Origin of the sequence: Neptuniibacter halophilus (genome assembly GCF_030295765.1) — a bacterium.
GTDB classification, from domain to species: Bacteria; Pseudomonadota; Gammaproteobacteria; order Pseudomonadales; family Balneatricaceae; genus Neptuniibacter; species Neptuniibacter halophilus.
This window is the reverse complement of the sequence record NZ_AP027292.1, coordinates 1,212,511-1,231,762: the sequence shown is the minus strand read 5'-3', so window position 1 is coordinate 1,231,762 and position 19,252 is coordinate 1,212,511. Positions and strand designations below refer to the sequence as shown.

16 protein-coding genes are annotated in these 19,252 nt (G+C 53.8%); 8 read left to right on the top strand and 8 right to left on the bottom strand.

Translation table 11 applies throughout. The annotated features are described in order from the left end of the window. Positions 1–29 precede the first annotated feature (29 nt). The 6 genes from nusA (at position 30) to pnp (ending at position 8,166) form a co-directional block, all read left to right on the top strand. A complete protein-coding gene (nusA, locus tag QUD59_RS05640) occupies positions 30–1,517 on the top strand; it encodes a transcription termination factor NusA (RefSeq protein WP_286240130.1) in 1,488 nt (495 codons plus the stop codon). 27 nt (positions 1,518–1,544) lie between these two features. Further along, on the top strand, positions 1,545–4,085 hold the full coding sequence (infB, locus tag QUD59_RS05635) for a translation initiation factor IF-2 (protein WP_286240128.1): 2,541 nt from the start codon (positions 1,545–1,547) through the stop codon (positions 4,083–4,085). 17 nt (positions 4,086–4,102) lie between these two features. Further along, positions 4,103–4,504, top strand: a complete 402-nt coding sequence (gene rbfA / locus QUD59_RS05630; RefSeq protein WP_286240127.1) for a 30S ribosome-binding factor RbfA — start codon at positions 4,103–4,105, stop codon at positions 4,502–4,504. Positions 4,505–4,506: 2 nt separating this feature from the next. Next, positions 4,507–5,472, top strand: coding sequence for a tRNA pseudouridine(55) synthase TruB (truB, locus tag QUD59_RS05625; RefSeq protein WP_286240126.1), 966 nt, complete (start codon positions 4,507–4,509; stop codon positions 5,470–5,472). A 125-nt stretch (positions 5,473–5,597) separates the two neighbouring features. After that, entirely contained in the window at positions 5,598–5,867 is a 270-nt protein-coding gene (gene rpsO, locus QUD59_RS05620; RefSeq protein WP_286240125.1) for a 30S ribosomal protein S15, read from the top strand. A gap of 193 nt (positions 5,868–6,060) precedes the next feature. Then, complete coding sequence (gene pnp, locus QUD59_RS05615; RefSeq protein WP_286240123.1) at positions 6,061–8,166, top strand: polyribonucleotide nucleotidyltransferase; 2,106 nt, start codon at positions 6,061–6,063, stop codon at positions 8,164–8,166. A 66-nt stretch (positions 8,167–8,232) separates the two neighbouring features. On the opposite strand, the gene QUD59_RS05610 is transcribed toward pnp, so the two are convergent. Further along, positions 8,233–9,912 (bottom strand): flagellar assembly protein A, encoded by a 1,680-nt coding sequence (locus tag QUD59_RS05610; RefSeq protein ID WP_286240122.1) that lies wholly within the window; start codon positions 9,910–9,912, stop codon positions 8,233–8,235. Positions 9,913–10,397: 485 nt separating this feature from the next. Between QUD59_RS05610 and QUD59_RS05605 the strand changes: the two genes are divergently transcribed. Further along, positions 10,398–11,282, top strand: coding sequence for a DMT family transporter (locus tag QUD59_RS05605; protein WP_286240121.1), 885 nt, complete (start codon positions 10,398–10,400; stop codon positions 11,280–11,282). A 10-nt stretch (positions 11,283–11,292) separates the two neighbouring features. Here QUD59_RS05605 and QUD59_RS05600 read toward each other — a convergent pair whose 3' ends face one another. Together QUD59_RS05600 and QUD59_RS05595 are read right to left on the bottom strand one after the other, a co-directional pair. After that, positions 11,293–12,333 carry a class I SAM-dependent methyltransferase gene (locus QUD59_RS05600; RefSeq protein ID WP_286240119.1) on the bottom strand — a complete coding sequence of 347 codons (1,041 nt, stop codon included), beginning with the start codon at positions 12,331–12,333 and terminating at the stop codon, positions 11,293–11,295. Continuing rightward, positions 12,333–13,022 carry a pseudouridine synthase gene (locus tag QUD59_RS05595; RefSeq protein WP_286240118.1) on the bottom strand — a complete coding sequence of 230 codons (690 nt, stop codon included), beginning with the start codon at positions 13,020–13,022 and terminating at the stop codon, positions 12,333–12,335. The genes QUD59_RS05600 and QUD59_RS05595 overlap by 1 nt, the downstream gene beginning before the upstream one ends. Positions 13,023–13,150: 128 nt before the next feature. Here QUD59_RS05595 and QUD59_RS05590 point away from each other — a divergent pair, with 128 nt between their 5' ends. Next, a complete protein-coding gene (locus QUD59_RS05590; RefSeq protein WP_286240117.1) occupies positions 13,151–13,987 on the top strand; it encodes a 6-carboxytetrahydropterin synthase in 837 nt (278 codons plus the stop codon). A gap of 94 nt (positions 13,988–14,081) precedes the next feature. On the opposite strand, the gene QUD59_RS05585 is transcribed toward QUD59_RS05590, so the two are convergent. From QUD59_RS05585 to pcnB, 5 genes are all read right to left on the bottom strand, one after another. Beyond that, positions 14,082–15,263, bottom strand: a complete 1,182-nt coding sequence (locus tag QUD59_RS05585; RefSeq protein WP_286240116.1) for an acetyl-CoA C-acetyltransferase — start codon at positions 15,261–15,263, stop codon at positions 14,082–14,084. Between the two features lie 375 nt (positions 15,264–15,638). Then, positions 15,639–16,487: a pantoate--beta-alanine ligase gene (gene panC / locus QUD59_RS05580; RefSeq protein ID WP_286240115.1), complete on the bottom strand. Its 849-nt coding sequence runs from the start codon at positions 16,485–16,487 to the stop codon at positions 15,639–15,641. A 2-nt stretch (positions 16,488–16,489) separates the two neighbouring features. Further along, complete coding sequence (panB, locus tag QUD59_RS05575; RefSeq protein ID WP_286240114.1) at positions 16,490–17,284, bottom strand: 3-methyl-2-oxobutanoate hydroxymethyltransferase; 795 nt, start codon at positions 17,282–17,284, stop codon at positions 16,490–16,492. A gap of 40 nt (positions 17,285–17,324) precedes the next feature. Continuing rightward, positions 17,325–17,810 carry a 2-amino-4-hydroxy-6-hydroxymethyldihydropteridine diphosphokinase gene (folK, locus tag QUD59_RS05570; protein ID WP_286240113.1) on the bottom strand — a complete coding sequence of 162 codons (486 nt, stop codon included), beginning with the start codon at positions 17,808–17,810 and terminating at the stop codon, positions 17,325–17,327. Next, on the bottom strand, positions 17,807–19,216 hold the full coding sequence (gene pcnB, locus QUD59_RS05565; protein WP_286240112.1) for a polynucleotide adenylyltransferase PcnB: 1,410 nt from the start codon (positions 19,214–19,216) through the stop codon (positions 17,807–17,809). Before pcnB ends, folK begins: the two co-directional genes overlap by 4 nt. Positions 19,217–19,252: the final 36 nt, after the last annotated feature.

Below are 19,252 nucleotides of genomic sequence, written 5' to 3'. Positions count from 1 at the left end.
TGGATTAGAGGTCTAGGCGAGGCAGAGGCATGAATAAAGAGATTCTGTTGGTTGCGGAAGCAGTTTCTAACGAGAAAGACGTTCCGAAAGAAGTTATTTTCGAAGCCATTGAAGTGGCGCTGGCTACAGCCACTAAGAAGCGTTATGAGGAAGAAGCCGATATTCGCGTGGTTATTGACCGCGCTACAGGCGATTACGAAACCTTCCGTCGTTGGCTGGTAGTGAGCAACGATGCGGTACCTGCACTGGGTACTGAGCTGACAATGCAGGAAGCTGAAGAGATCGACAGCGCACTGCAGCCAGGCGATATGCACGAAGAGCAGGTCGAGTCGGTTAAGTTTGGCCGTATTGCTGCACAGACTGCAAAGCAGGTTATCGTACAGAAAGTACGTGAAGCTGAGCGCGCAAAAGTGGTTGAGCAGTATCGCGATCGTCAGGGCGAGTTGATCTCGGGCAGTGTTAAAAAAGTGACACGCGATAACATTATTGTAGATCTGGGCAACAACGCCGAGGCGCTGCTGCCACGCGATCAGTTGATCCAGCGTGAAGCGTTCCGCATGGGTGACCGTGTACGTGCTGTTCTGCTTGAGGTTCGCTCAGAGGGTCGTGGTCCTCAGCTTATTATGAGCCGCTCCTGTAATGAGATGCTGATCGAACTGTTCCGCATCGAAGTACCGGAGATCTCTGAAGAGGTGATCGAAATTCGTGCGGCTTCCCGTGATCCGGGCTCTCGCGCCAAAATCGCGGTGAAAACTAACGATGGCCGTATCGATCCTGTGGGTGCCTGCGTAGGTATGCGTGGTTCCCGTGTTCAGGCGGTTTCTAACGAGCTGGGCGGTGAGCGTGTTGATATCGTGCTGTGGGATGACAATCCTGCGCAGTTGGTGATCAATGCCATGGCGCCGGCTGATGTGGCATCCATCGTGATGGATGAAGAGACCCACTCCATGGATGTGGCGGTTGCTGAAGAGAACCTGGCAATGGCGATTGGTCGCAGCGGACAGAACGTGCGTCTGGCCTCTGAGCTGACCGGCTGGGAACTGAACGTGATGACCGAAGAGGAAGCCCAGCAGAAGCATCAGTCTGAGGTGGGCTCTGTTATCGATACCTTTATCAATCACCTGGACGTTGATGAAGACGTTGCGGAAGTGCTGGTTGAAGAAGGTTTCACCACCCTTGAAGAGGTGGCTTATGTCCCGGTTGACGAGATGCTTGAGATTGACGGTTTCGATGAAGATATCGTTGAAGAGCTGCGTAAACGGGCGAAAGATGCGCTGTTGAACCTGGCGATTGCCAGCGAAGAGAAGCTGGACAATGCGGAACCGGCGCAGGATCTGCTGGAGATGGACGGTATGGACAAGCACCTCGCTTTCCAACTGGCCGCTCAGGGCGTGATCACAATGGAAGATCTGGCAGAACAGTCAATTGATGACCTGCTTGAGATCGAAGGCCTGACTGAAGAACGGGCCGCAGAGTTAATCATGACTGCTCGCGCACCATGGTTTGCTGAAGAGTAAAGATTAACGGAAAGAGGAGCCTCCTTTATGGCAGAAGTAACAGTTAAGCAACTTGCCGAAATGGTTGGTGTTTCCGTTGAGCGTTTGCTGGAGCAAATGCAGGAAGCTGGCATTTCAGGTAAGAATGAGACCGCTGAGGTTTCCGAGGGTGAGCGGCAGACACTGCTCACCCACCTCAAGCGGAGCCACGGTGAAGAGAACAGCGACGGTGAGCCGAAGAAGATCACCCTGAAGCGTAAGACAACCTCGACGCTGAAGGTTGCCGGTGCATCCGGTAAGAAGAAAACCGTCAATGTTGAAGTACGTAAAAAACGCACCTATGTGAAGCGCTCCGAAATGGATGGCGCTGAACAGACGGAAGCCGCAGCACTGGAAGCCCAGAAAGCTGAAGAGAGCCGTCTCGAAGAGGAGCGTCTGCAGCGCGAAGCAGAAGAGCAGGCGGTTAAAGACGCCGCTGAACAGGCGGAGCGTGAAGCTGCAGAAGCAGCGGACCGTGAAAAACAGGCTGAAGATGCTGAGCGTAAACAGCGCGAAGCGGAAGAAGCTGCACGGGTCAAGCGTGAAGAGGAAGAGGAAGCGCGTCGTCAGAAGGCGGAAGCTGAAGCGGAAGCTCGTTTCCAGGCTCAGGAGCAGGCGAAGAAGAAAGAAGCCGCTCCGCGCGATGATCGTCGTGCCCCTAAAGGTAAGAAAAAAGGCCCTGACAACCGTAATGACCGTCGTGGTGGCAAGATCAGCCGTAACCGCGGTAAGAACGGTAGACCGATCTCCAACAAACCAAACGAGCATGGCTTCAAGGAGCCAACCACTCAGCAGGTTCTGGAAGTCAGCGTTCCTGAGAGCATCACTGTAGCTGATCTGGCGAAGAAGATGAACGTCAAGGCGGCCGAGGTGATCAAGATCATGTTTGGTATGGGCGCCATGGCGACTATTAACCAGGTAATTGATCAGGATACTGCCACTCTGGTTGTTGAAGAGATGGGCCACACGCCGAAGCCGCTGCAGGAAAACGCAGTGGAAGAAGCGCTGCTGGAAAGCATTCAGGCACAGCAGGGTGAGGCTGCCAGCCGTGCGCCGGTTGTTACCGTAATGGGTCACGTAGACCATGGTAAGACGTCTCTGCTGGACTACATCCGTTCATCCCGTGTTGCTTCCGGCGAGTCCGGTGGTATTACCCAGCACATTGGTGCTTACCACGTAGATACCGATAACGGCATGGTGACCTTCCTGGATACACCGGGCCACGCAGCCTTCACCGCGATGCGTGCACGTGGTGCCTCGGTAACGGATATCGTTATTCTGGTGGTAGCAGCCGATGACGGCGTAATGCCGCAGACCGAAGAAGCGGTAAAACACGCCAAAGCGGCGGGTGTACCTCTGGTGGTAGCGGTCAACAAGATTGATAAAGAACAGGCTGATCCGGATCGTGTTAAGAATGAGCTGGCTGCCCTCGATGTCATCCCTGAAGAGTGGGGTGGTGAGAACCAGTTTGTTAACGTTTCTGCGAAAACCGGTCAGGGTATCGATGAGCTGCTGGACGCTGTTCTTCTGCAGGCTGAGATTCTTGAACTGACAGCAGTGCCAAACGCACCGGGTCAGGGCGTGGTTGTTGAATCCCGTCTTGATAAAGGTCGCGGTCCTGTGGCTACGGTTCTGGTACAGAACGGTACACTGCGTAAAGGTGACATCGTTCTGGCTGGTCTGCATTACGGTCGTATCCGTGCGATGCTGGATGAAAACGGTAAGCCAATCGAGGAAGCGGGTCCTGCAATCCCTGTTGAGATTCAGGGTCTGGACGGTACTCCGGATGCGGGTGATGAATTCACCATGGTATCCAATGAGAAGAAAGCCCGTGAAGTCGCTCTGTTCCGTCAGGGTAAATACCGTGATGTGAAACTGGCGCGTCAGCAGAAATCCAAGCTGGAAAACCTGTTTGCGAACATGCAGGCGGGCGATGTGAAGACATTCAACATCGTACTTAAAACCGACGTTCGTGGTTCTTTGGAAGCACTGACTCACGCACTGGAAGATCTGTCTACCGACGAAGTGAAGGTAAATATCGTTTCCGGTGGTGTAGGTGGTATCGCAGAAACCGATGCCAACCTGGCTGTGACCGCTTCGGCACTGATGGTCGGCTTTAATGTTCGTGCTGACGCTCAGGCGCGTCAGGTACTGGAACGTGAAGGTATTGAACTGCGTTACTACAGCGTTATCTACGACATCATCGATGACGTTAAACAGGCGATGGGCGGTCTGCTCTCTCCTGAATACCGTGAAGAGATCGTGGGTATTGCCGAAGTACGTGATGTCTTCAAGGCGCCTAAGATTGGTGCGGTGGCCGGCTGTATGGTTACAGAGGGTACCGTATTCCGTAATAAGCGTATCCGTGTTCTGCGTGAAAACGTGGTTATCTATGAAGGTGAGCTGGAATCCCTGCGCCGCTTCAAAGATAACGTTAACGAAGTCCGTCAGGGTATGGAATGTGGTATCGGCGTTAAGAACTACAATGATGTTAAAGTCGGCGACCAGATTGAGGTTTACGACACAGTTGAAGTTCAGCGCACACTTTAAGGTAATAAATACCCTTTATGGCACGCGATTATAGTCGTACAGAACGGATTGCTGACCAGCTCCAGCGTGAGCTGGCTCAGTTGATCCAGTTTGAAGTAAAAGATCCTCGCCTTGGCATGGTGACTGTCAGCCATGTCAAAGTGAGCAAGGATCTGGGGTTCTCTGATGTCTACATCACCGTAATGCCGTTGAACGGCAAGGATGAGGCAGAAGCGATCGTCGATTCACTTAAGGTGCTGAACAGCGCTGCAGGTTTCCTGCGCGGTGAGCTGGCCCGAAAGATCAAACTTCGTATCATGCCGCAGTTGCGTTTCCACTTCGATGAAACCATCGAGCGTGGCCGACATCTGCACCATCTGATCGAGGCGGCTATCCGCCAGGAAAATCAGAATCCGAATAACGACACCGACGAGGAGTAAGCGTGGGGCGTCGTAGAAAATCCCGGGGCCGGGCGGTCGACGGTGTATTCCTGTTGAATAAACCGCCTGGTATCTCCTCCAATTCAGCTCTGCAGCAGGTTCGTCGTATCTATGGCGCGGCTAAGGCCGGTCATACGGGTGCGCTCGATCCATTGGCGACGGGGATGTTGCCCATTTGTCTGGGTGAGGCGACCAAGTTTTCCCAGCACCTGCTGGATTCAGATAAGCGCTACATCACCACGGCGAAGCTGGGCATTCGAACGGATTCCAGTGATGCGGATGGTGAAATAGTTGAGCAGAAGCCGGTACCGGATAATCTCAGTCGGGCACAGATTGAAGCGCTGTTAATTGAGCATTTCAGTGGCCAGATTGAGCAGGTGCCTTCGATGTTTTCCGCCCTGAAACATCAGGGACAGCCGCTGTATAAGCTGGCGCGTAAAGGCATTCAGGTTGAGGTCAAACCCCGGCAGGTTACGATTCATGAGATCAGGCTGACCGATCTGCGCGAGGATGAGCTGGATCTTGAGGTTTTCTGTTCTAAGGGAACCTATATCCGCTCCATTGTCGAGGATCTGGGTCATCTGCTGGGCTGCGGTGCGCATGTGAGTATGCTGCACCGGCTGGATGTCGGTGAGTTTAAATCAGAGCAGATGATGAGCCTGGATGAACTCCGGGAGAAAGTCCCGGAAAATGCCGGTGAATCCGAGCAAAAGGGCATACAAACCGAGCTGGATAAGCTATTATTGCCGGCCTGGGCCGCTGTGGCAGATTTGCCGGCAGCGAGCCTCGATCAGAAGCAGAGTGATCTGATTCTGCATGGTCAGTCTGTCGTTCAGGACAGCTACCCTGAAGGTTCAATGGTGCGGTTATTCACTGCGGCTGAAACACCGCGCTTTCTGGGCGTGGCTGAAGTCGTAGAACAGCGTTTCAAACCGAAACGTCTGGTCTGTACCGAAGACGATCAATAAAGAATTTTTGAGCCTCATACGAGACTCAGAACTGTGGCGTTGCACTGAAAATATGCTCGGTGCATCGTTTCAATTAATCCGGCAGCTCCGATTGAGCTGTGTGCATATTTTTTAGGAGATTTACAATGGCTCTAACTGTTGAGAAAAAAGCGGCTATCGTTGCTGAGTTTGCACGTGGCGAAGGCGATACTGGTTCCCCGGAAGTTCAGGTAGCTCTGCTGTCTGCTAACATCGAAGGTCTGCAGTCTCACTTCAAAGCAAACAAGCACGACCATCACTCTCGTCGCGGTCTGATCCGCATGGTAAACCAGCGTCGTAAGCTGCTGGACTACCTGAAAGGTAAAGATGCTGATCGTTACCTGGATCTGATCAAGCGTCTGGGTCTGCGTCGCTAAGTTAGTGTGAATTCCTCAGGGCCATACATTGTATGGCCCTGATTTTATCCGGGGTCTGGCAACCGGTTAACGTTTTCATCCCGCCTGTACTCTGATGGGCTTTCGCTCACAAGAGTCCATCAGAGTACTGGCAAGACATAGAGAATGAACCGTTATCCGCACGCTGCCCCACCATTAAGAAAAGGAAATTAGTGTGTTCCAAGTAACAACAAAAACATTCCAGTTTGGTGGTCAGGAAGTGACTATCGAGACTGGCCGCGTTGCGCGCCAGGCTACAGGTTCCGTTCTGGTCAAAATGGGTGGCAACGAAGTACTGTGTACCGTTGTCGGTGCGAAGGAAGCAAAAGAAGGTCAGGGTTTCTTCCCGCTGTCTGTCCACTACCAGGAAAAATACTACGCAGTTGGCCGTATCCCGGGTGGCTTCTTCAAGCGTGAAGCTCGTCCTTCCGAGAAAGAGACGCTGACTTCCCGTCTGATCGACCGTCCGATTCGTCCACTGTTCCCGAAAGGTTACATGAACGAAGTACAGGTGGTTTGTACTGTCGTATCTGCTGACAAGAAGAACGATCCGGATATCGCTGCGATGCTCGGTACTTCTGCTGCTCTGGCTATCTCCGGTATCCCTTTCCAGGGTCCGATCGGTGCTGCACGTGTTGGCTTCACTGAAGATGCAGGCTACCTGCTGAACCCGTCTTACGAGCAACTGGCTACGTCTGAGCTGGACATGGTGGTTGCCGGTACTACGGATGCAGTACTGATGGTTGAATCCGAAGCACAGGAACTGTCTGAAGACGAAATGCTGGGTGCGGTACTGTTTGCACACCAGGAGATGCAGGTTGCGATCAACGCGATCAACGAACTGAAAGCTGAAGCTGGCAAGCCTGAGTGGGAATGGACTGCTCCTGCGAAGGATGAAGATCTGATTGCCAAAGTACGTGCTGAAGTAGGCGAAGGTATTGCAGCGGCGTATCAGGTTGCTGACAAAATGCAGCGCCAGAATGCCCTGTCTGAGCTGCGCGCGAAAGCAGTTGAAGCACTGGCGGGTGATGAAGAAGGTCAGCCTTCTGCAGGCGATATCTCTGGTATCGTAAGCTCTCTGGAGAAAGAGATCGTACGTGGCCGTATCGTTAACGGCGAACCACGTATTGATGGTCGTGACAACAAGACTGTTCGTGGGATCGATGTTCAGATCGACGTACTGCAGGGTACACACGGTTCTGCACTGTTCACCCGTGGTGAAACTCAGGCCATCGCGACTTGTACTCTGGGTACTGCACGTGATCAGCAGATCATTGACGCGCTGGAAGGCGAGCGTAAAGATCCGTTCATGCTGCACTACAACTTCCCTCCATACTCTGTAGGTGAGTGTGGTCGTATGATGGGTGCTGGTCGTCGTGAGATCGGTCACGGCCGTCTGGCACGTCGCGGTGTTTCTGCGGTTCTGCCAACTCAGGAAGAGTTCCCGTACACCATCCGTATCGTATCTGAGATTACTGAATCCAACGGTTCCAGCTCCATGGCGTCTGTCTGTGGTGCATCTCTGTCCATGATGGATGCAGGTGTTCCTCTGAAAGCTCCGGTTGCCGGTATCGCAATGGGTCTGGTTAAAGAAGGTGACAAGTTTGCCGTTCTGACCGATATCCTGGGTGACGAAGATCATCTGGGTGATATGGACTTTAAAGTAGCGGGTACTGAGCGTGGTGTGACTGCACTGCAGATGGATATCAAGATCACCGGTATCACCGAAGAGATCATGGATATCGCGCTGGAGCAGGCATACGAAGCCCGTACTCACATCCTCAAAGAGATGGCGAAAGTTATCGGCTACGCGCGTCCTGAACTGCCAGAAAACGCTCCGGCTCTGACTCAGCTTAAGATCAACCCTGAGAAGATCCGTGACGTTATCGGTAAAGGCGGCGCGACTATCCGTGCGCTGACTGAAGAGACCGGTGCAGCCATCGATATCGAAGATGACGGTACTGTTCGCGTATACGCGGACAACAAAGCTGCAGCTAAAGCCGCTACCGACAAGATCATGGAGATCACTGCTGAAGCTGAGATCGGCCAGGTTTACGAAGGTAAGGTTGTACGTATCGAAGACTTCGGTGCGTTTGTGAACATCCTGCCGGGTAAAGACGGTCTGGTTCACATCTCACAGATCGACAACAAGCGTGTTGAGAAAGTGACTGACTACATCCAGATGGATCAGATGGTTAAGGTTAAAGTGCTGGACGTTGACCAGCGTGGCCGTATCAAACTGTCTATGAAAGATCTGGAAGCAGATGATGCCGTTAGCTAAGCATCAATCAGGCGCATTGTCTGCGTCCTGCTGAAGAAAAACCGCCGTTACTTAACGGCGGTTTTTTTATGTCTGGCGCAGGCCAGAATCGTAGGCCACCTCGCCACCCTGATAGCTCACCCCGCCACCGATGCAGGGTTCACTGAACTTGAATGGCTGCTCGGCGATATAGACTTTAACATTAGGGTAGATATGCCCGCGGGCGAGCATTGTAGAGGCCTGACGCTGTTGTAGCAGATATACCCGAAGTTTGCGGATCTTGTGTTTTAGCGTGGCAATCAGTTTGCTGGTGTGTTCAATGGTACTGACCAGACGTTGGGTTTTCTCCGTTGTTTCAGGCGTTTTAGGTAGCTCTCGCAGCTTGGGTATTAATAACTTCAGCTCTTTCAGCAGCTTACTGTTACTGTTTAGCTTTTCCAGCAGTTCCTGTTCCTGAGCTTTGCCTTGCTGATCAAAACAGAGCCGTATCTCGGTAGGAATAAACGCTTCTGTCCCGTAGTTTGCACAGATAACGCCACTGCCTGCGTAACTGATACCACCGATCAGTTTGCTGTTTTTATCGCGCTGCCCTTTGCCCAGTTCAATCAGTCCCGCAGTACGGCTCATGCAATGCAGCAGTTGCTTTTCAACACTGATGCCTGCACCCGCTTCCAGGCGGGCGTACTGAGCAAAACCAATCTGTATGTGGCCGGCTGCCCGCAGCGTACAGTTGATGTCATCACTGTTGAACTGATGGTTTTGATCCTGTAACTGGCGGCCGATCACGCCATTTTTGACAATGATATCGCCGCCGGCCTCGATTGTGGCGTAATACACAGAGCCACCAATGGTCACATCTCCGGTAGCGCTGATTTTCATCGAGTCTTCTACATCGCCCTTAATAATAACGCTGCCATCGAAGGTGATATGGCCAGTACCTACATCGACTTTGCTGCAGGTGTAAACCTGATCTACCCTGATCCCCCGGGGCTGGCGCACCGGAAGGCCTTTGCGGGTAGCCAGAATCTGATCTTTTTCCGCATTCAGTTTGACCCCTTCAGCCGGGGTAAAGGGAACGGCTTTTCCGGGGATGGGGGGGATAACCTCACCGGTGACGGTGAAACCCAGTTTGCCGGGCGTCGGCGGCTCAAGGTGCATCAGCAGCTCACCCTCTTTGACCGTCATAATCTCACCGAAGTCGAGCAGGTCAACGGTGCCGTCTTCGCGCTGAGTGGGTTGGTTCAACTGCTCGCGCAGGGACTGGACATCAGCAATCCACTCGCCGTCCCGACCATGTTCCGGCTGTTTGCCGCAGGCGATAACTTTTTCCAGAACTTTTCCCGGTTTGGCATGTTGTGCTGCTTTCAGCAGGGCGCCGATCTCCTGAGCCCGAATGCCTTTACAGATATGAGCATCCGTCAGGGCCTGTTTAATCTGTTTGGCATTGATGCACTGGCCACCATAGGCAGCCTGTATTCTGGCGGTAGCAAACAGTTTGTCGGGGCTGAGTGTGAGCGAGAGCTGGGCATCAAGTTTGCGTGCGATGGTCAGGGTGATGGGGAATTGCGGCGGGTGCTCTTCATCCTGTCCCAGGCTATCGAGCAGTTCGTGGATGGCATCATCCTCCGGCTTATAGGCAGCATAACCGGAGAACGCCAGCAACTCCTGTATGGTGCTGGTATCGACAACATCCCCTTCTTCCGGTTGTTCCAGTACCGCCTCAACGGAGAGATGGTCATCGGTTTCCCGTAAGCTCAAACATCCCATTCGCTAATAACCCTGTTTGTCCATCCGTTTAGTATGGTCTACTTCTGAAAAAAAGCTATAAATCAGATGATTGCACACTATTTTTAAACAGACTTGCAGTAAATTCACTTATCACGGCCGGTGAATAAATCCATTTCAGCATAACGTCCTGTCAGTAAACGGGTTGGTGTGATTTAAAAGGCTTATTAAGTTATCCAGCTATTCTGTGGATAAGTGCGTGAGAAGCCTGAGTATGACCGGCCCAAAGTGGCGGCTCATGGGGCTTTGCGCCGGTTGAGTGATTTCTGACAGGCTATCTGATACAGGCTGCGGATGATCTGTGGCGGCGGATCATATTGTGTCCCTGTCAGGTGCTGACGTGGCTTTGCCTGATTGTGCTTTTGTGATTGTTGCCGGGTTCTGTGTCTGAAAACCGGCGCGGGTCTGTACCTTTCCACTATGGCCGCTTCGGTTTAGAGTGTAGCCCCCGTCATGGAGTGATTGCGATGATAATGAACAAGCAGCAGTGGTTAGCGCTGGTTCCCTGGGCATTTGTGGGTATCTGGAGCACCGGTTTTATTGGTGCTAAGTATGCGGTGCCCTATATGGACCCATTCAGTGTGCTCTTATTGCGCGTGTTGTTAACCCTGTTGCTGCTGTCGGTTCTGCTATGGTGGCGTAAGCCCAAGTGGTGTACGCCTGCGCAGGCGGGTCATCAGATGGTGGTTGGGTTTCTGGTTCATGCCTGTTACCTGGGTGGTGTATTCGCTGCCATTGACTGGTCGATGCCGGCGGGCGTTACCTCTCTGATTATGGGGCTGCAGCCACTTCTGACGGCGCTGATCGGCTGGCTCTGGCTGAGTGAAGCCCTGCGCCGGAGTCAGTGGCTGGGCTTACTGTTAGGGCTGGCAGGTGTGGTATTGGTTGTCAGTCAGAATGGCCAGACCGGAAGCACTGTTGCAGGCTATGATGCCTGGGCGGCCTGTATGATCGCACTGCTGGCCATCTCCATTGGTACGCTTTACCAGAAACGCTTTGGCACGGGAGTCGATCTGGTGGTGGGAATCTTTTTTCAGTATCTGGCCACCGCTGTGACTATGGCGTTGCTCGCCTGGCAATTTGACTCCGGGGTTGTGCAGTGGAACTGGACGCTGGCGGCTGCGCTGGCCTGGATGGTGATTGCGCTGTCGCTGGTGGCTGTTTTGCTGCTGTTAGTGATGATTCGCGAAGGTGAAGCCAGCAAGGTGGCCAGTTATTTTTATCTGGTACCGGTGCTGACGGCGCTGGAGGCGTGGTTCCTGTTTGGCGAGACGCTGAACGGCAGTGCTGTTCTGGGAATGCTGGTGGCGGTCTGCGGGGTCTACCTTACCAACCGCAGACGGCCAGCCTGAGCATTACAGCTCAGGTTTTGTGAGTGAGGCGCACCAGTTTGAAATTGCCATTGGCGGCAATGCACTCGGCCTGATGAAAACAGGCCGCGGCTTTACGTTCAAGCGGGATGTGCAGATTGGTTACAAAACAGGCGACACCGCGGCTGCTCAGGCGGTCGTGGGCGGCCTTCAGAAAGCGGTCAGTCAGATCGCCATCTACCGAAAACCCGGCATGAAACGGCGGGTTGCAGAGTATCAGGTCAAACTTCTCGCTGATCCCTTCGGCACAACTGGCAGGAACCACTTTACCCTGTAGCGGATAACGCTCAAAGTTACGCTCACAGGCCAGCAGCGCGGCGGCATTGTTATCGGTGGCGGTAACCGGAATCCCCAGTGAGCTGATGTTCAGGGAGAGATAGCCATAGCCGCAACCCAGATCAAGGGCGTTCCTGGGCGGTTCCGGCAGGGTCATCAGGAAGTTGTCCAGATGTTCGATCAGGTAGGCGCTGCCTTTGTCGACTTTGTCCCAGCCAAAGACACCCGGTTTGCTCCAATATTCGAACTGTTCGTCCTGACAGCAGACCCGAAGCTGTGGATAAGCTTTGCTGTCGAGAAAATCATCAGAACCGGTGTTGTATTTTGCCAGGCTGACCAGCCAGGTGTCTTTCTCTGCTTTGCTGCTTTCGCCACCGCCAAATAGTTTACGGGCCTTGCTGAAGTAAGATTTGATCCCTTCGCTCTTATCGCCGGAAAGGAACATCTGACCTTCTGGCTTCAGGCAGCGAAACGCCTCGTTGATCAGATGGTGGACCACCGGTTTCTCCTTTGAGACCCGGTAGATCACAGTATCGAATGACTGATCGGGAATCTCGCTGAGATCATAATCGGAGAACTGTGCCTGCCAGCCCTGTTGCTGCAACTGCTGATACAGATCGATGCGGTTGGTGATGACGGTAACCGCCGGGTTAGGGCTGAGGCGTGCGCTAAGCAGGTTCTCATCGGCCAGCCACAGGGTTTTTCCACTGGCCTGACGGATCAGGGGAGCCAGTTGATTGAATGCTGTATCGCTCATCAGATGCTGTTGATCTCTTCGTCGGTCAGGAAGCGGAACTCGCCGGGTTCCAGGGTTTCATCCAGTTCAATGTTGCCAATGCTGGCCCGGTGCAGGGCTTCTACACGGTTGCCGATTGCAGCAAACATACGTTTTACCTGATGGTAGCGGCCTTCGGTCAGAATGACCTCTGCTTCATAGTCGCCGGTAATGGTTAATTCTGCAGGCTTGGTGCGTACTTTTTCATTGTTCAGCATCAGTCCCCGGGCAAACTTATCCACCGCATCTGCAGGGATAGGGTCAGCGGTCGTCACCAGATAACGCTTACCGGTTTTATGTTTTGGCGAAGTGATCTTGTGCGCCCATTTGCCATCACTGGTAATCAGAACCAGTCCGGTGGTGTCGACATCCAGCCGGCCGCAGATCGCCAGCTCCTCTGCGCGGGGCAGATCGATCAGGCTGAGTACCGTAGGATGAGTGCCATCGTCATTGGAACAGACGCAACCGAGAGGCTTGTGCAGCATCAGGTACTTGTCGCCGGGTGCTTCTACCGGAAAACCACTCAGGTAGACCTCATCCTCCTCGTCAATATGCAGAGACGGGTCGGAGACCTCCTGATCGTTGACCACCACATCTCCCGCTTTCATAAAACGACGGACCTCTTTGCGGGAAAAGCCGGTGGATTGTGCTAGGTATTTATCTAGGCGCATTGGACCTTATCAGTATCGTCTGGAATGAGCAGGTATTATACCGGAAGCGGCAGAGACCCTATAGCGTGCGGCGTTTTTTCATTATCGCTTTTCGGTTACTATAGCGCCTTCAAATTTGGAGCCTCTTTGTGAAACTTTTCGTAGATAACCTGACCAATGTTGATTTTTCCTACCTGCACCCACAGCGTGGTTTGCTGGGCGAGTCCTGGCTGGTTCAGCTCGAGCTGGATGGCAGTTTGAATGAGCAGGGGATGATCTGCGATTTTGGGATTGTGAAGAAAGAGGTGAAAAACTGGTTCGACCGCTGGGTTGACCATGCGCTGGTGGTTCCAACCGGTATGCCACGACTCAGTCATCGCATTGCGGATGGTTACACCGAGGTGGAGTGGCTCTACGCCGATGGCGAGCGTTTCTTCTGTCGCTCACCGGAGCAGGCGATCTGTCTGGTGGGGATGCCGGAGATCAACGAGCAGACACTGGCTGACTGGTGTCGTGACAAGCTGCTGGAACTTTTTCCGGGCGAGGTGAAAGGTCTGAAGATCGGTTTTGTGCCGGAGAAAATCGACGGTGCTTTCTACCATTACAGCCATGGCCTGCAGAAGCATGATGGTAACTGTCAGCGAATCGCCCACGGCCACCGTTCACGGATCGAGATCTATCTTAACGATCAGCGTGAAGAGTCACTTGAGGCTGAATGGGCGGAGCGTTTCCGTGATATCTACATCGGCTCCGAAGACCACCTGAGCGCACAGAGTGAGCAGCGCCATGATTACGCCTATGAGGCCCCTCAGGGACGTTTTGATATCAGCCTGCCTGCGTCAGTCTGCTACCTGATTGATACGGACAGCACGGTTGAACTGATTGCGGCTCATCTGGCGGCTCAGATCAAAAAAGCTTATCCACAGGACCGCGTACTGGTGCGGGCGTATGAAGGGGTGGGTAAAGGCGCGATTGCGGAAGCCTGATTCAGCCTCAGCACTGCCTGCAACAGGCAGAAAAAAACCGCAGCGGAGCTGCGGTTTAAATAGGTAGGACGGTGTAACTAGACTTAAGTCTAGTTTAGTCTCGTTCGATTGCCAGTGCGGTACCCATACCACCACCGATACACAGGGTAGCCAGGCCTTTCTTGGCGTCGCGCTTGATCATTTCGTGGATCAGGCTGACAAATACGCGGCAGCCGGATGCACCGATCGGGTGACCCAGTGCGATCGCACCGCCGTTGACGTTAACAATCTCAGTATTCCAGCCCAGATCTTTGTTCACGGACATCGCCTGAGCAGCAAACGCTTCGTTCGCTTCAACCAGTTCCAGATCGTCTACACTCCAGCCCGCTTTTTCCAGTGCTTTCTGAGTGGCGCAGATCGGGCCTGTACCCATGATGGACGGATCAATACCCGCATTGCCGTAGGCTTTGATTTTAGCCAGAACCGGCAGACCCAGTTCAGCAGCTTTCTCAGCGGAGCAGACGATCACTGCAGCCGCACCATCGTTGATGGTGGAAGAGTTACCTGCGGTTACGGTGCCATCTTTTTTGAATGCAGGACGCAGTTTACCCAGTGCTTCAGCAGTGCAACCGAAGCGTGGCTGTTCGTCGGTGTCGAATACAATCGGATCACCTTTACGCTGCGGGATAGACACCGGGATGATTTCATCTTTGAAACGGCCGGAAGTCACGGCGGCTTCTGCTTTGTTCTGAGAGGCGGCAGCAAATGCATCCTGCTCTTCACGGGTGAAACCGTATTTTTCGACGATGTTTTCCGTGGTGATACCCATGTGGTAGTCGTTGAACGCATCCCACAGGCCATCTTTGATCATAGAGTCGACCATCTTCCAGTCGCCCATGCGTGCGCCGTTACGGGAGTTAGGTACCACGTGCGGAGACATGCTCATGTTCTCCTGACCACCGGCGATGATGATATCTGCGTCACCGCAGCGGATCGCCTGAGTTGCCATCTGTACGGCTTTCAGGCCGGAACCACACACTTTGTTGATGGTGATGGCAGGAACTTCAATTGGCAGGCCGCCATTCAGGGTAGCCTGACGGGCCGGGTTCTGGCCACAGCCAGCGGTCAGTACCTGACCAAGAATAACTTCATCTACTTTGGAAGGGTCCAGATCGATCTTTTCGAGCAGACCTTTGATAACCGTAGCACCCAGATCAGATGCTGTAATTTTAGAAAGGGAACCACCAAATGTGCCTACCGCGGTGCGACCGGCAGCAACAATAACAACGTCACGCATTCGAAATGCCTCTTAGCTTAGCTAGTACAATGTTCGTTCACGATGATGATCATAGGCCATGGAGATGACCCGGATATTTCAGGTGAAAAGCGGCGTTAATGCAGCGGCCGTCAGCTTCTTCCTTATTGTACGGCCGACTAAAGTCCGTTTTTCTGAGCACTCATACAACTCTTTATTATTATATTGCAGTGCAAGAACTCATCGTCATAGCAGTCTGCGGGAGCGGACGCCCGCTTGTCAAGGCGCTAAAGTACTGGGGTGTATAAGACTTATGTTGGAAGGGGGTATTATTGCACCGCAAAAAGAACAAGGCTGAAGGGCAGGAAAAGTTTTATATATCATAAAGTTCCGGGCAGGGGCTCTGCCCGGAAACGGTCACAGATCGATCTGAATATTATCGATCAGGCGAGCAGGGCCAAGGCGGGCGGCGGCCAGAATGACCAGTTGTTTATCCTCTGCGCTGGCCGGCTGCAGATCATCACGGCGGCAGATGACGTAATAGTCACGCTTAAAGCCGACCTCTTCGAGCGTCTGCTGTGCCTGTTCCTGAAGTGCGCTGAAATCCCGTTCGCCCTCCTGAAGCCGCGCGGCCACATGGCGCAGGCTGGCATTGAGATGAACCGCCGTTGCCAGCTCCTCTGCAGAGAGGTAGCCATTACGCGAACTCAGGGCCAGGCCCTGTTCATTACGGGCAATCGGGGCGCCGATAATCTCTACCGGCAGACTCAGGTCTTCAGTCATGCGCCGAATCACCATCAACTGCTGGAAGTCTTTCTCACCAAATACCGCCAGATCCGGTTGTACCATGCCGAACAGTTTGGTCACTACCGTGGCCACGCCGCGGAAATGTCCCGGACGGCTGGCACCGCAATAGAGATCAGAGATCAGGGGAACTTCTACCTGAGTCTGTGCGTCCTGACCGTGCGGGTAGACCTCATCGTTGGTTGGTGCGAACAGAATGTCACAGCCACGGGCACTGAGCTTTTCTTGATCTTCGCGCAGGGTGCGTGGATAGCTGTCGAGATCTTCATTCAGACCAAACTGCAGTGGGTTGACGAAGATGGAGGATACAACGATATCGCTCTTGCTATTGGCCAGATCGATCAGTTGCATGTGACCTTCGTGGAGGTTGCCCATGGTCGGGACAAAGCCGATGCGCTTACCTGCCATACGTGCTTCACGCAGCGCAGAACGCAGTTCGGCAATGGTGTGGATAGTCATCATAATCAGGCGAATCCGTGTTCTGCTGACGGAAATGTTCCGTCTTTAACCTCAAGCACGTAATTTTTCACGGCTTCTTCAATGCTGCTGGCGTCGGCCATAAAGTCTTTGACGAATTTTGGTCGGCGACCCGGAGTGATGCCCAGCATGTCGTGCAGTACCAGTACCTGAGCATCGGTATCTGCACCGGCACCAATGCCAATGACCGGAACGCTCAGTGCCAGCGTGATCTCTTTAGCGAGGATCGCCGGGACGCATTCCAGCAGAATAATGCTGGCTCCTGCATCCTGCAGCAGGATTGCGTCGTTGATCATCTGCTGTGCCGTTTCCTGATCGCGGCCCTGAACCCGGTAGCCACCCAGTTTGTTGACGGTCTGAGGCGTCAGGCCCAGATGGGCGCAAACCGGAACCCCACGCTCCGCCAGCAGGCTGATGCTTTCAGCCAGCCAGGCACCGCCTTCAAGCTTGACCATGTTCGCGCCGGCCTGCATCAGTACCGCAGCGCTGTCCATCGCCTGTTCAGGGGTTGCGTAGCTCATAAAGGGCAGGTCAGCCATGATCAGGCTGCCCTGGTTACCTTTGGCAACGGCCTGGGTGTGGTAGGCCATCTCCTCGACGCTCACGGGTAGTGTACTGTCGTTGCCCTGAAGCACCATGCCCAATGAGTCACCTACCAGAATCACTTCTGTGCCAGCGGAACTGACCAGGTGGGAGAAACAGGCGTCGTAGGCTGTTAAGACTGCGAATTTTTCGCCGTTTTCCTTCATGCTGGACAACGTGTGCAGAGTAATATTGCTCATGGAATTAGCTTCCTGTGGTTACGCGTTGGCGGGATTATACCTATATCTTTGCCAGACTGCCCATAGGGTTTTCCATTATCAGGCTGGCGAGGGGTTCGCCATCAGGTAGGCGCAGATCGGGACAGATCTCTGCCAGAGGGTGGAGAACGAAGCTTCGTTCCCGCATAAACGGGTGTGGAACCCGGAGTCGTTCGGTGTCGATATGCTGCTCGCCATAGAGTAGCAGGTCGAGATCCAGAGTCCGCGGACCCCAGTGACGCTCGCGGATTCGCTGATGTTTTTGTTCCAGAGCCTGAAGCTGGTCAAGCAGTGCGTGTGCTTCAAGCTGAGTTTCCAGCTCGGCTACCGCATTGATGAAATCGGGCTGGTCCTGAGGGCCTACGGGAGCAGAGCGATACAGCGATGAGGCGTTAAGTAACTGGGTTTCCGGCAATGCAGCCAGCTCCTCGATAGCGGAGCTGACCTGTTCGATCGGGTTTTCCAGATTACTGCCCAGACCGATAAAACAACGAACCGGGGTGCTCATACCGAGGGCTCTTGGCGGGTCCGGTTGCTACGGCGTCTGCGCGGGCGACGTGGCTTCTCGCTTTTGCCGGTGCCCTGCAGCATCTGTTCTTTGTTGCTCTCGTTGGCGTTCTGGAAGTCGGTCCACCACTGGCTCAAACCTCCCAGCTCTTCTCCGCTGGTTTCACGTAACAGCAGCAGATCGTAGGCGGCACGGAAACGAGGGTGCTCCATCAGGCGATGCGCGCGGTTACCCTGACGTCTTGGCAGGCGTAGCTGCAGCTCCCATATCTCGCGGATTGGAGTGGAGAAACGGCGTGGAATAGCGGTAGAACGCACCTGCTCAGCGAGTATCTGATTGGCGGCTTCATGCAGCGCCGGCAGGGGAGGCATTTTATTCTCTTTGATCAGTTGCTGCATCCGGATCTGGGTTGGGTACCAGAGGATAGCGGCAAACAGAAACGCCGGTGTTACGCTCTTGCGCTGAGCCAGTCGGCGGTCTGTATTGCGCAGGGCGTTCTCGATCAGTGGCTCCAGTGGCACGTCCAGGTTATCTGATTCAAGCAGGCGCTGAACCTGTGGGAACAGGGGCTCGAACAGTTCCAGACGCTGAAGTTGCTGGTAGGAGTTGATCGCATGGCCGGACTGAAGCAGTTTCAGCGCTTCATCAAACAGGCGCGCAGGTGCGATCCGTTTCAGCATCGGCGCCAGTGGCCTGATCGGTGCTTCGGAGTTAGGTTCGATATGAAAATCCAGTTTGGCGGCAAAACGCGCGGCCCGCAGCATGCGTACCGGGTCCTCTTTATAGCGCGCTTCCGGGTCGCCGATCATGCGCAGAATACCCTGTTGCAGATCGGAATAGCCGTTAGCAAAATCGTAGACGGCATGATCTTTCGGGCAGTAGTAGAGGGCGTTTACAGTGAAATCGCGGCGCAGGGCGTCATCTTCAATGGTGCCGTAAACGTTATCGCGCAGGATCATGCCGCTGTCACACTGCTTGCCATCTTCGCCTTCACTGTCTTCAGCCTGGCTGTCGTGGTTGGCGCGGAAGGTGGCGACTTCGATCAGGTCGCGCCCGAAACGGACGTGAACCAGCTTGAAGCGGCGGCCAATCAGACGGGAGCGGCGAAACAGCTCTGCGGCCTCTTCCGGATGGGCATCGGTCGCCACATCAAAATCTTTGGGTTTTTTCTTCAGGAGCAGGTCACGGATGCAGCCGCCTACCAGGTAGCCTTCATAGCCAGCGTCCTGCAGCCGGTAAGCAACCTTGAGGGCGTTATCATCCAGGTAACGGCGTGGAATATTGTGTTCCTGTTCCGGAATGACCTGTTTGTTAATCTCGGTGACGTGGGCGGTAGTTGCCGTGTCTGCTGTGCTTTCGTTACCGCCAAAGACTTTGCTCAGCGCTTTGCTAATGGTTTTAAGCAAGGTAGTGCCTACTCAACAGTTTAATGACCTGATCTA